The sequence below is a fragment of the Bacillus sp. AY3-1 genome (assembly GCF_008368785.1).
GTDB classification, from domain to species: Bacteria; Bacillota; Bacilli; order Bacillales; family Bacillaceae_G; genus Bacillus_A; species Bacillus_A wiedmannii.
Map to the genome: position 1 here is coordinate 657190 of NZ_QORZ01000016.1, position 13252 is coordinate 670441.

Annotated in this window: 14 protein-coding genes and 1 pseudogene; 12 read left to right on the forward strand and 3 right to left on the reverse strand. The window is 34.3% G+C overall.

Annotation, left to right across the window (positions count from 1 at the left end):
* The first annotated feature begins 18 nt into the window (after positions 1-18).
* On the forward strand, positions 19-1218 hold the full coding sequence (locus DN389_RS14760; protein WP_098190798.1) for a dihydrolipoamide acetyltransferase family protein: 1200 nt from the start codon (positions 19-21) through the stop codon (positions 1216-1218).
* Between the two features lie 15 nt (positions 1219-1233).
* Positions 1234-2613 carry a dihydrolipoyl dehydrogenase gene (lpdA, locus tag DN389_RS14765; protein WP_098190799.1) on the forward strand — a complete coding sequence of 460 codons (1380 nt, stop codon included), beginning with the start codon at positions 1234-1236 and terminating at the stop codon, positions 2611-2613.
* Positions 2614-2695: 82 nt separating this feature from the next.
* Here the strand turns inward: lpdA and DN389_RS14770 are convergent, their stop codons facing one another.
* Entirely contained in the window at positions 2696-3289 is a 594-nt protein-coding gene (locus DN389_RS14770; RefSeq protein WP_088107288.1) for a hypothetical protein, read from the reverse strand.
* Between the two features lie 220 nt (positions 3290-3509).
* Between DN389_RS14770 and DN389_RS14775 the strand changes: the two genes are divergently transcribed.
* Positions 3510-4136, forward strand: coding sequence for a DUF4085 family protein (locus DN389_RS14775; protein ID WP_098190800.1), 627 nt, complete (start codon positions 3510-3512; stop codon positions 4134-4136).
* Between the two features lie 49 nt (positions 4137-4185).
* Here the strand turns inward: DN389_RS14775 and DN389_RS14780 are convergent.
* Positions 4186-4677: pseudogene (locus DN389_RS14780) on the reverse strand (hypothetical protein).
* 250 nt (positions 4678-4927) lie between these two features.
* Here DN389_RS14780 and DN389_RS14785 point away from each other — a divergent pair.
* From DN389_RS14785 to DN389_RS14810, 6 genes are all read left to right on the forward strand, one after another.
* Positions 4928-5698, forward strand: coding sequence for a DeoR/GlpR family DNA-binding transcription regulator (locus DN389_RS14785; protein WP_149237310.1), 771 nt, complete (start codon positions 4928-4930; stop codon positions 5696-5698).
* 12 nt (positions 5699-5710) lie between these two features.
* On the forward strand, positions 5711-6262 hold the full coding sequence (locus DN389_RS14790) for a GNAT family N-acetyltransferase (protein ID WP_088063670.1): 552 nt from the start codon (positions 5711-5713) through the stop codon (positions 6260-6262).
* A 4-nt stretch (positions 6263-6266) separates the two neighbouring features.
* Positions 6267-6605, forward strand: a complete 339-nt coding sequence (locus DN389_RS14795; protein ID WP_088063669.1) for an NIPSNAP family protein — start codon at positions 6267-6269, stop codon at positions 6603-6605.
* Between the two features lie 314 nt (positions 6606-6919).
* Complete coding sequence (locus DN389_RS14800; RefSeq protein ID WP_098190803.1) at positions 6920-8770, forward strand: sigma-54-dependent Fis family transcriptional regulator; 1851 nt, start codon at positions 6920-6922, stop codon at positions 8768-8770.
* A 112-nt stretch (positions 8771-8882) separates the two neighbouring features.
* Positions 8883-9128 carry a DUF3977 family protein gene (locus DN389_RS14805; protein ID WP_088063667.1) on the forward strand — a complete coding sequence of 82 codons (246 nt, stop codon included), beginning with the start codon at positions 8883-8885 and terminating at the stop codon, positions 9126-9128.
* A gap of 21 nt (positions 9129-9149) precedes the next feature.
* Positions 9150-9389 carry a DUF3953 domain-containing protein gene (locus DN389_RS14810; RefSeq protein ID WP_098190804.1) on the forward strand — a complete coding sequence of 80 codons (240 nt, stop codon included), beginning with the start codon at positions 9150-9152 and terminating at the stop codon, positions 9387-9389.
* A 271-nt stretch (positions 9390-9660) separates the two neighbouring features.
* Here DN389_RS14810 and DN389_RS14815 read toward each other — a convergent pair whose 3' ends face one another.
* On the reverse strand, positions 9661-10272 hold the full coding sequence (locus tag DN389_RS14815; protein WP_088608812.1) for a TetR/AcrR family transcriptional regulator: 612 nt from the start codon (positions 10270-10272) through the stop codon (positions 9661-9663).
* A gap of 159 nt (positions 10273-10431) precedes the next feature.
* Between DN389_RS14815 and kynU the strand changes: the two genes are divergently transcribed.
* Genes kynU through kynA form a run of 3 tightly spaced genes read left to right on the forward strand, consistent with a single transcriptional unit; the run spans position 10432 to position 13222 of the window.
* Positions 10432-11718: a kynureninase gene (kynU, locus tag DN389_RS14820; RefSeq protein WP_149237311.1), complete on the forward strand. Its 1287-nt coding sequence runs from the start codon at positions 10432-10434 to the stop codon at positions 11716-11718.
* Positions 11719-11720: 2 nt separating this feature from the next.
* Positions 11721-12350 carry an arylformamidase gene (gene kynB / locus DN389_RS14825; protein ID WP_098190806.1) on the forward strand — a complete coding sequence of 210 codons (630 nt, stop codon included), beginning with the start codon at positions 11721-11723 and terminating at the stop codon, positions 12348-12350.
* A 32-nt stretch (positions 12351-12382) separates the two neighbouring features.
* Complete coding sequence (gene kynA / locus DN389_RS14830; RefSeq protein ID WP_087983895.1) at positions 12383-13222, forward strand: tryptophan 2,3-dioxygenase; 840 nt, start codon at positions 12383-12385, stop codon at positions 13220-13222.
* Positions 13223-13252 lie beyond the last annotated feature (30 nt).

Here is a 13252-nt window from a genome sequence, read left to right on the forward strand (position 1 = left end):
GAGAAGGGAGAGAGAAACATGGCTGTTGAAGTTGTAATGCCAAAGTTAGGTATGGCGATGAAAGAAGGTATTATTACGAGCTGGAATATTAAAGCAGGTGATAATGTAGAAAAAGGTGAACTAATTGCTAGCATTAACTCGGAAAAAATCGAAACTGAAATAGAAGCACCGGCTGATGGAACTGTTCTTGATATAGCTGTAAGTGAAGATGAGGGAGTTCCACCGGGTACTGTAATTTGCTATATTGGTAAGCCGAACGAAAAAGTAGAAGTCTATGAAAATACAAATGTTGTAGAAGAAAAAACACCTAATGCAGAACCTAAAAATATACAACATCCAGAACCATATGCGAAAGAAGTAGCGAAGCAAAGAATCAAAATATCTCCGGTTGCGAAAAAGATTGCAAAAACTGAAAATCTTGATATTAGATCATTAATTGGTACAGGACCTGGAGGAAGGATTACAAAGGTAGATGTTTTAAAGACACTTGAGGAAAGAGTTGCAATTCCAGAAGTACTTGAACAAGAAGAAAGTAAAGTCATTCCTGTGACTGGTATGAGGAAAGCAATCGCAAACCGTATGCATGCAAGCCTACAAAATAGTGCGCAATTAACATTAACGATGAAAGTAGATATTACAGATTTAGTAGCTTTACATAAAGAAATAGCGGAAGTTGTACAAAAACGCTATGATAACAAACTAACTATTACTGATTTCGTTTCTCGTGCTGTTGTATTAGCGCTTAGAGAGCATAAAGAAATGAACAGCGCGTATATAAATGATGCCATTCATCAATTTGAACATGTTCATTTAGGCATGGCAGTCGCGTTAGAAAAAGGATTAGTCGTTCCAGCTATTCGTTTTGCTAATAAACTCTCTTTAGTAGAGTTATCTAAAGAGATTAAAAACGTTGCACAAAAAGCAAGAGATGGTAGTTTAAGTAGTGACGATATGCAAGGAACAACCTTTACAATTAGTAATTTAGGTAGCTTTGGGATTGAGTATTTCACACCAGTATTAAATACACCTGAGACTGGTATTTTAGGTGTTGGTGCAATGGAACATGTTCCAGTATATAAAGGGAAAAAATTTAAAAAAGGAAGTATATTACCTTTAAGTTTAACTTTCGATCATCGTGTACTAGACGGCGCACCAGCAGCTGCATTTTTACGCACAATTAAACGTTATTTAGAAGAACCTGTAACAATTCTTTTATAAAGAGAAGGTGAGAGAATGAGTAAATTAGTCGTTATTGGAGGCGGACCTGCTGGCTATGTAGCGGCAATTACCGCGGCTCAAAATGGGAAAGATGTCACTCTTATTGATGAAGCTGATCTTGGCGGGACTTGTTTAAATGTTGGTTGCATGCCTACAAAATCATTGTTAGAAAGTACGGAAGTGCATGACATTGTGAGAAAAGCGAATAATTACGGAGTTACGCTTAACAAAGGAAGTATATCAATTGATTGGAAGCAAATACAGGCGAGGAAATCACAGATCGTAACGCAGCTCGTCCAAGGAATTCAATATTTAATGAAGAAAAATAAAATAAAAGTTATACAAGGTAAAGCGAAATTTGAAACGGATCACCGTGTACGAGTTACACACGGTGATAAAGTAGATGTAGTAGATGGAGACCAGTTCATTATAGCAACAGGTTCAGTACCGACTGAATTACCTTTTGCTCCATTTGATGGGAAGTGGATTTTAAATAGTAGCCATGCAATGTCCCTAGAAAATATACCGAAATCATTATTAATCGTTGGCGGTGGTGTAATAGGTTGCGAGTTTGCAAGTATTTATAGTCGTCTTGGAACAAAAGTTACGATTGTTGAAATGGCACCGCAATTATTACCTGGTGAAGATGAAGATATCGCACATATTTTAAGAGATAAACTAGAAAATGATGGCGTAGAAATATTTACAGGAGCTGCTTTAAAAGGATTAAATAATTATAAGAAGCAAGCTTCATTTGAATATGAAGGACGTATACAAGAAGCCAATCCAGAATTTGTTCTAGTTTCCGTCGGCCGAAAACCACGTGTACAACAATTAGATTTAGAAAAAGCAGGCATTCAATATTCAAATAAAGGAATTTCTGTGAATGAACATATGCAAACCAATGTATCACATATTTACGCAGCAGGTGATGTAATTGGCGGAATACAACTTGCTCACGTTGCCTTCCATGAAGGTACTACGGCAGCATTACACGCGAGCGGAGAAGATGTAAAAGTAAACTATCATGCTGTACCTCGCTGTATTTATACAGCACCAGAAATTGCTAGCGTCGGTTTAAATGAAAAATTAGCAAGAGAGCAATATGGTGATATTCTTATCGGAGAATTTCCTTTTACAGCGAACGGAAAAGCGCTTATTATTGGAGAACAAACGGGGAAAGTAAAAGTTATTGTTGAACCTAAATATCAAGAAATTATAGGGATTTCAATTATCGGTCCTCGTGCAACCGAACTTATTGGACAAGGAACTGTAATGATTCATACAGAAGTTACCGCTGATATTATGAGAGATTATATTGCAGCGCATCCAACTTTATCTGAAGCGATTCATGAAGCGTTATTACAAGCTGTAGGGCATGCTGTGCATGCTTAAATAGAAATATAATAACCCACTATTCTCTACATTAATAAGAAAATAGTGGGTTGGATTTTTTCAATTAGTAAATATACAATTATTATTTTATTTCAATAGCTGAAGTAATGTCGTTCCAATCAGCAGCTAAATTTGCAGTTTGACCATACCAATCAGAGTGTCTAAAGGAGACACCTTTTCCATATCCTTGAGTTGAAGAATGTTCCCATAGCGTTGTTGAATAACTTGCTGAAGGCGATGCTGTACTTACAGAAGAAATTCTGTCGTTCCAGCTAGAAGGTAAGTTTTTAAAGCCGCTGCTCCAATAAATATACTGTCCACCTTTATTTTGATGCTCATAAAAATCGGTACTACCAGCACCACTACCTAAAGGGTTAATTTGATTTTTAAGTGCCTTTTTATCCTTTTCAATAAAAGCATTCAATGTTTCTCTGCTAGTAAAGCCATAAGCTAACCAATCTCCATTTTCATTTTGCTTAGGTAGTACCATAGTAATTTGGATGTCTTTTTTTGATTGATCGCTTAATTTTGTGAATGAATTAACATTTTTTTCATCAACTTTTAAATAATCAAATGATTTAATTGTATTCCCTTTTTCCTCAGCACTTGCTACGCCTAGTCCGCCAGTTAATGCAAAACCTGCTACTAATGTCCCTGCTACTAATTTCTTCAACATATAACCATCCCTTTTTGTTTAGATTTTTGTACAGGTGAATCTTGTACAACTAAAATGTATTCTAATTTTTTATTTTTGTAAATATTCTGAAGTTTTAGAAATAAAAGGCGGAATATTTATAGTTTTGCATTTTTTCTTTAGAAAAAATAGTTATTGGAATGATATAATAAATAGATGTATTGCTTTTGTGGGATGTTAAAATGTTTTAGGGGTGGTGCGATTGAAGAATTTCACTGGAGATTGGTATAAAGAAATGCAAATTATAGAATTTGTAAGTTTTATAGAGTCTATAAAAGAATGGTCAGAAATGGATATACAAAGTTTAATAGAGGAAATAAAGGAAAGGAAAACAGATTTATTAAAATTCCTTCCTGAATCCATACACCCATTTATTCATAACACCATAATTAATTCAGAATATCCTTCTAGTGAATTGAAAAAACTTATGAAAGAATGGATAGAGGATTGTGAGAAAAGAAGGGCTCATTTAGATCGATTCTACTTAGAGCAATTCCATTCGATTAAGAAAAAACTCCCAACAAATGTTATTCAGTTACATGATTACTCACTACATGACAGTGTAGTCAAATCAGTAGAGAGAATATCAAAAGATACGCTAATTATTATATTAGATTGCAGTGGTACTTTCAGTGAATTTGATAAACTGCAAGTAACTTTTATAGGGGTAACGAAATGTTCTATTCCGGAAGATGTTGAAGGTGCTTGGTGGTTATGTCATGAAATAGATCTTACTAATGAAGGGTTCGAATTGGGTGTTTTATTTGATGGCCCATTTGAAGAAGTGACAATTTGTGCAAAAAACGTATTGCTTGAGATAGGTAACTAGTAAACTTTATAACTTTACAAACAAAAAAACAGTCTTATAAGACTGTTTTTTATTTAGATGCTAAATTATCAAGCTTCCAATAAGTATCTGCTAACGGCGGAGCTTTGCTATCTATGTATAAATACATGGTATTTAAATCTTTTGGAGAAGATTTCATATTAAATACAATGTCGGTAGTTAAAGAAAACTCAGAAGGAACCTTTTTAGCATTTTCATTTTGTATAACTTCACCTTCGTATTTTTCACCCGTTTTTTCATCTTTTATGAAATATTTTATTTCTGAAAGATCTATCGTTTGTCCGTCAGTACGAGCATTATTTATAGTAACTCGAGCTGTGAGACGCCACTCTTGGTCTATTTTTTCGAATTTAGCATTTTCAACAGTTGCTCTATATTATTCATTTTTATATATTTCCCCATAGTGCATTGCATCCTTTTCAAGAGCGCTCTTTTCTTGTTTCGGTGCAGTATTCCCATTACATCCTGCCATTAGTCCTGTAAATAATAATGCTGTACAAGTTACTTTAATTATAGATTTCATAATAATTCCTTTCTGTGTTAAAAAGTAAAACATAGGAATAATTTTACATCAATAGGAAGTTAAATGGAAGTATGTTTGTGGAATATGCAAATATACATTTATTTCGTTCTGAAGTTAACGGAATAGAAAGAGGGGAAAAGCTGAATAAAACGGAGTGAATAAGAATTGAAAATATTGTAAAACGGAAGAGACATGCATATAATTAAAATAAGGATGAGATTTCAGAATCTTCAATAACGGCGGTGGGTATATGTTTACTGAAGAGCGTAGAGAGAAAATTTTGGAGTTACTTAAGAAAGATGGAAGGGTAATTGCTAAAGATCTTGCGGAAAGTTTCGATATGTCTATTGATTCGATAAGAAGAGATTTATCTATTATGGAGAAGGATGGCTTGTTAAAAAGAACGCACGGAGGTGCAATCGAACTGACGCGAGTGAGAAACTTAGCTGCCGAACCAACGAAACGTTATCGTGATATTTCAATAGAGGAAGATGCGATTGCGAAAGTTGCTGTATCCTACATACAAGAAGGTGATTCCGTTTTTATTGGCGGGGCTTCTATTCATTATGCCATGTTAAAATACTTACCTGAAATGTCATTTACAGTGATTACGAATGCTTTAGAAATTGCTAGTACCTTACGGGAATATAAGAACATTGATACATACTTAATTGGTGGAAAGGTGAAACCATCAGGGAATATGACAGATACACTTGCCTCTGAAATGATAAGTAGATTATCTATTGATCTTTATTTCTCTACAGGTGGTGGCATTTCATTGAACGGTATAAGTACTGCAACTCCGGAAGTTGCTTATTTTGGAAAAAGGGTAAGTAAAATTGCTAGAAGAAATATTTGTTTAGCTCCTCATAAGAAACTTGGAAGAGACTGCTTTATAAAAGGAGAGTCACTGATAGAAATTGACCTTATAATAACAGATGAAGAAGCTAGTAAAAAAACGATTCAACAATTTGAGAAACAGGGTAAAGAAATTATAATCGCATCAATAGACTGCATTTAAAAGGAGTTTGTAATGATTATAAAAGGACAAGAGTTTCATATAAATGGATTAACTTATACAATTCGTTCTGCATCTGAAACGGATGCTGAGCAGTTATCAGAAATTAGAGTTCAGATCGATGGCGAAACTGAAAATATGGATAGAGAAGCTGGAGAGGGATTTATAAATAAGATAGGGTTTCAAAAAATAATAAAAACAGATAGTGAAGAGATAAAGAATCTGTTTTTAGTTGCAGAAGTGCACAACCAAATCGTAGGATTTTCAAGATGTGAAGGATCAAATTTGAAGAGATTATCCCATAAGGTAGAATTTGGTGTTTGTATTTTAAGAGAGTTTTGGGGATATAGAATCGGTAAGAGTCTCTTGCAACAATCTATTCAGTGGGCTGATGAAAATGAAGTGAAAAAGATATCATTACAAGTGCTAGAGACAAATGAAAAAGCTATTCAACTTTATAAAAAATTAGGTTTTGAAGTAGAAGGTATTTTGAAAAATGACAAAAAGCTGTCGGATGGGAAGTATTATAATACGGTTGTAATGGGAAGATTCATAAAAGAGGTGTAGTGGGATGTTTTACAGAAGAAAGTACTATATAGTAAAAAATGAATTTGTAGAAATATTTAATGAGCATTTTACTAACACAAACTTACCTAACCAGTTAAAGCATGGTTCCAGGCTAATAGGACGCTGGATGAAAGATAATAATGATGGTACAACAGAAATATTCGCCATATGGGAATATGACAGTTATGAACAGTATAAAGACATTGAATCAAAAATTAGAAGTGACGAGATGCATGTTAAAAGAATACAGGATTGGTATGAAAAACATGGTGGAAGAGAATATGTTTTACAAAAGTACATATTAGAGTTAAAACATGAAGAGTTAATATGTACTGTAAAGTGATAGAGGAGTGAGGGATAGTGGGAATTAAAACAAAATTATATTTTAGTTTAGCATCCACTACTTTATTTGCAATAGCGTTGATAGTTTTCTTTATAAACGGCAATCCACAAAAGTGGTTTTGGTTATGTATTTTCTTTGCGTCTATTATACAAAATATAGTTTTACTAAAAAAGAATAAAGAAGCGCATTAAGATATTCAAATTATTAACATATTTGTGTCGTCTTTCTAGTTTTATTGAAAACGCTTTTATTCGGTTTTATAATAAAAGTATGTTTTTACAGATCTCCAAAATAATGAATAGGGAGATGATACAATGTTAGCTTCACCGTTTTACTTACATACATGGAAAAAGTTTATTGATGAAGGAGTCCTTGATTCGAACCGTATGAACGAAAGAATTTCAGAGTCATGGCATCGATGTAAACAAGCAAATGTGAATCCTCATATGAATAAAGGTCAGAAAATTTTGTCTTCTAATATTTTTCAAGATCAAAAGAAAAAGAGTGAAATCTTCCTTGATATAGCAATACCTCAATTACAAAATATGAGGAAAACCATTGATGAACTGCAAATGATGGCATTATTAATTGATCCAGACGGTTACGTTCTATCGTTAAGCGGAAATCAACAAACGTTAAAACGAGCAAAACATATTAACTTCATTGAGGGTGTGAAATGGACGGAAGCAGCTGTTGGTACAAATGCGATAGGAACCGCGTTACTGATTGAAGAGGCTATTATGATAAGTGGTACAGAGCATTATTCTGTCGCATCTCATAGCTGGAGCTGTGCGGCCGCTCCGATTCATAATGATGACGGGAAATTAATTGGAGTTCTAGATTTCTCCTGTCCAATTGAATTTTCACATCCGTATATGCTCGGGATGGTAACTTCGATTGCACATGCGATTGAACGTGAATGTAGTATTCGAGTGCATCAAAATGAATTACATTTAATCCATCGTTTTTTAGATGTAATTGACAGTGATGAACAAGTTATTATTTGTAATCATCGTGATGTTATCGTTTCTGCAAGCAAGAAGGTTCGAGAACGAGTTTCTAATTGGTCACGGATGAAACTTGAAGATTTAATGCGAAATGGATTGAAACCTAAATTAGAAGTACCAGTATATAGTAATGAAAGAATGATCGGGAAATGTATTTATGTAAAAGAAAATAAGCGAGAGAATTTATTTTCTACTTCCCCATTTGTAAACGGAATTACTTTCCCTAGAGTTATTGGGACAAGCAATGCATTTCAACATACTTTAGAAGAAATTAAGCTTGTATCTCCAACTGACGCTAGTGTATATGTTTGTGGTGAAACAGGTGTAGGGAAAGAATATGTAGCGAGAGCGATTCATGAAAATAGTCCAAGAAAAAATGGTCCTTTTATAGCTGTTAACTGCGGTTCATTGCCGAAAGAATTAATGGAAAGTGAATTATTCGGTTATGCTGAAGGTGCGTTTACAGGTGCGCGGCGCCAAGGATATAAAGGGAAATTCGAACAAGCAGACGGTGGAACAATATTTTTAGATGAAATTGGTGAAGTGCCGCCAGAGATGCAAGTAGCATTATTGCGTGTTTTACAAGAACGAACAGTAACCCCGATTGGCAGTTCAAAAGAAGTACCAGTAAATATTCGTATTATTACAGCGACACATAAAGATTTACTGCGATTAGTAGAAGAAGGGAAATTCCGTCAAGATTTATATTATCGGTTACATGTTTATCCGCTATATGTTCCATCGTTAATAGAAAGAAAAGAGGATATTCCGTACTTCATACAAGATTTTTGTGAACGAAAGAATTGGAATGTTGTATTCCCAAAGAGTATTTGTAATCAATTTTCACAGCATACATGGCCCGGAAATATTCGGGAATTATTAAATGTATTAGAACGGATTTACATTTTGTCGCAAGGACGGGAAATATGCGAAAAACAAATCTCTTTTTTATTACAAACAATGATGGGAAATCAACATCAACTTGCATTGCAAACAGAAAATAAAACAGAACATACATTAAATTTTCGTGAAAAAATACAGCGTGATAGTATGATTGAAGCGCTAGAAAAGACGAATGGAAATGTTTCATTAGCTGCAAAACTTTTAGATGTACCTCGAAGTACATTCTATAAGCGAATGCAAAAATATAAGCTATAAAGTAGATTTTTGTAATCTACTTTTTCTTTGTGAGCTCATGTTCTGTCGGAATGTGCGCTTACCGGGGAAATAATTGAATAGTTGAAAATTAATTTCCGAAAGGGGAACTTATGTGAAGTATATTGAAATTGGCATCGGAAATAGGTGGTTCGTTCGAACAGAAACTGAAAATAAAGATGGAACTGAATTTGAGGAAAGAGGAATTATAAAACCTATTTACTTTGAGTCTTTATATGTACGGATTTGGTTTCGGAAAACGTGTTTTATTTTTGATACGAAAGAAGGGTTTAAGAAAGTAAGAAAAAGTAGAGCTGAGTATAAGTTTATTGTTGGAATTGTGAGTAGGTTAACACAATAGAATCAAATAGGGGGTGTTTTTATGATTAGAATTACCACATTTATACTCGCTATTATTGTAATGGGCTATTCTATTTACAGTTGGAATGATGATTCGAAGCAAAGTATGCTTATTTTGCAATTATTGTTAAGTTTTATGCTTGCTGGAATGGGGATACAAAATGTTAAGAAGGATGAAAAAGAGAATAAGAATATGGGACTGTTGCTTTTACTTACATCGCTAATTTGTATTATTGTATCGGTAATAAAATATTTAAAATAACCTGGTACTTAATTTGTTGAGTAACAGGTTATTTTTTTGAAGTTTGCTCATTAAAAATTTTAATAGCTGTTTGGTACATCTCTTTATCAATACAAAATCTTTCTGTTATCCAATAAGTAAGTTCAGAAGAGGTAAGGTTATGTTCTCTTTTCTTACCTTGGAAATATTGCTAAGACATTCCCGTTATTAAAAAAAACACTTTTAGCATCACCATAACCAGATAAAATATTTTTATAGACCATACAATAGCACACCTATATAAATGAGTGTGCTATTTATATAGCCCAGTCGTATACATTTCCGTCAATGTATGCACAATTTCTCCTAACTCTAATTCTTTATCATTTTTCACAATTGCCCAAAGAAACATCTCATTCATTGCGAACCAAGCACGTGCTACAATTTCTTTATTTAATTCAGGCTGTGCTAATCCACCTTCTTGAGAGTATGTAATATCCTGCGTAATACTGTTTATAAAGCGTTCCCGTATCTCGTCCCATTTTTGACGTATCTCTTTTGATAATCCAATTGCTTCCTGCACAACTTGTAATATAGCTCGTTCTTTTTCTGCTAGTTGTAGGAATGCTCTAACTTGATTTTGAATCATTTTATGTGCTTCTTCTTTCGTTTGAGGGGAAAAGGAGCGCTCGGCAATATCATAAAATTGATTCATGACATCTTCCATTAAAACGATAAGGAGATCATCTTTGTTTTTAAAGTATACATATGCCGTTCCATAACCAGTTTCTGCATGTTTAATAATTTGTGTAATAGTCGTTTTTTGAAATCCGTTATGTATAAAAATAGTGTAACCAGCGTGTAATAGTTTCTTCTTTGTTTCTAAGGAGCGGTGTTTTCTTGATGAAAGAGTATTGTTTTTCAAAGAACCACCTCTTTATACTGAAATATCTGAAAATATAACTGTATTGTAAAAGGAATTCATATATAAAGTCAACTGACATAATATCATTGACGTTATATCAACTAAGGTGATATATTTCAATTAGTTAGAATAAAAAGAAAATTAAAAGAAGGTGACACCATGTATAAAGAACCATTTCAACCGAATTATGAATATGCGCTTGAATGTGATAAACATGATGAACTGAAAGATTTTCAAACTGAATTCTATAAAAAAGAAGGAACGATATATTTAGATGGAAACTCATTAGGGCTACTTTCAAAAAGAGCAGAGAAATCATTACTTACGTTGCTCGATTCATGGAAGGAGTATGGAATTGACGGCTGGACTGAAGGAGAGCATCCGTGGTTTTTCCTTTCGGAGAAATTAGGTGAATTGACTGCGCCTCTTATTGGAGCTTTACCGGAAGAAACAATTGTAACCGGTTCCACAACGACGAATATTCACCAAGTAATTGCGACGTTTTATGAGCCGAAAGGAATACGTACAAAAATTCTTGCTGATGAATTAACATTTCCGTCAGATATATATGCACTTCAAAGTCAAATTCGTTTAAAGGGTCTAGATCCAGATGAGCATTTAGTACGAGTGAAGAGCCGAGACGGTAGAACACTTTCTGAAGATGATATTATTCAAGCAATGACAGATGATATCGCGTTAATTTTATTGCCTTCTGTACTATATAGAAGTGGACAAATTCTTGATATGAAACGTTTAACAGCGGAAGCTCATGAGCGTGGTATTCATATTGGATTTGATTTATGTCATTCAATCGGTTCTATTCCGCATCATTTCAAAGAATGGGATGTTGATTTCGCCATTTGGTGTAATTACAAATATTTAAATGCAGGACCTGGTGGAGTTGCGGGGCTTTATGTAAATAAAAAGCATTTTAATAGACTTCCAGGATTATCAGGTTGGTTTAGTTCTAGAAAAGATAAGCAGTTTGATATGGAACATACATTAACAGCTGCTGATCATGCAGGTGCTTATCAAATTGGTACACCGCACGTATTAAGTATTGCACCTTTAATTGGTTCTCTTGAAATATTTAAAGATGCTGGTATAGAACGTTTACGTGAAAAATCGCTACATATTACAAGATACATGCTGGATTTAATTGATTATGAATTAAAAGATTACGGATTTACAATTGGAAATCCATTAGAAGATGAAAAACGAGGCGGGCACATTTATTTAGAACATGCAGAAGCAGCGCGCATATGTAAAGCGTTAAAAGCAAATGGAGTGATTCCTGATTTCCGTGCACCTAATGGAGTAAGACTTGCGCCGGTCGCTTTATATAACACATACGAAGAAGTGTGGAAATCTGTACAAATATTAAAGAAAATTATGAAAGATGAAGAGTATAAGCAGTTTGAAAATAAGCGAGAGGTTGTGGCATAAGTATGAAAGCTTCAGAGTGGATTGATATTTCACAACCGCTAAATAATGATATTGCTACTTGGCCAGGTGATACACCGTTCTCGTATGAAGTTTCATGGTCAAAAGAAGAGAGTGGCTCAGTAAATGTCGGAAAGTTAACGATGAGTATTCATACAGGTACTCATATTGACGCACCGTTTCATTTTGATAATGATGGAAAGAAAGTAATAGATTTAGATGTTCAAGTTTATGTCGGTCCAGCGCGGATCATTGATGTTTCTAATCTTGTAAGCATTGGGAAAAAGGAATTAGAAACCTTTCATTTAGAAGGCGTAGAACGCTTGTTGTTACGCACATCTTCACATGGTAAAGCGAATGAATTCCCGGATGTAATTCCGCATTTACGTGCTGATATCGCACCATTTCTTTCTGAAAAGGGAATTCGTTTAATTGGGGTAGATGTACCATCAGTAGATCCATTAGACGATAAAGAATTAGCAGCGCATTACCAATTGTTTAAACATGGTATACACATTTTAGAAAATGTCGTACTAGAACATGTAGCAGACGGCGATTATGAATTAATCGCATTACCACTTGCCTTAACAGATGCAGATGGAAGTCCAGTTCGAGCAGTTATTAGACCAATATAAGTAGAATTATATAAAAGGGGCGTTTGGCTAATATGAAAGAAAACGAAAAGGTAATTATGGAAAAAGGAATTCATACGGACTTTAAAGAGAATATGACGTACGGGGAGTATTTACAATTAGATAGTTTACTATCTTCTCAAAAGAGATTATCAGATCATCATGATGAAATGTTATTCATCGTGATTCACCAAGCAAGTGAACTTTGGATGAAGCTTATTTTACATGAGTTAAACGCAGCGATTGAATCTATTAAACAAGATAAATTACAACCAGCTTTTAAAATGTTAGCACGTGTATCAAAAATTCAGTCGCAAATTATTCAATCTTGGGATATTCTTGCGACATTAACACCATCAGAGTACATTGAGTTTCGTGACTCACTCGGTCAAGCTTCAGGTTTTCAATCGTATCAATATCGTATGATTGAGTATGCGCTTGGCTATAAAACGCCGCACGCATTAAAAATTTATGAAAAAGATCCAGAATTACACGCTCGACTTCATACAGCGCTACACGCACCAAGTTTGTATGATGTGGCAATTCAAGCACTTGTAAAAGAAGGATTCCCTATTCATAAAGATGTGTTAAATCGTGATATTACGCAGCCTTATGAAGAAGACGCAACAGTAGAAGCAGCATGGATAGAAGTGTATGCCGATGTGAAAAAATATTGGAACTTATATCAGCTTGCTGAAAAATTAATTGATATCGAAGATTGGCTACAACAATGGCGTTTCCGTCATATGAAAACGGTAGAACGTATTATTGGTCATAAAATGGGAACAGGCGGATCTTCTGGTGTATCGTATTTAAAACGAGTACTTGATCAATGTTTCTTCCCAGAGCTTTGGAATGTTCGTACGAAATTATAAAAAACAAACCTGTCAGTTTATTACTGGCAG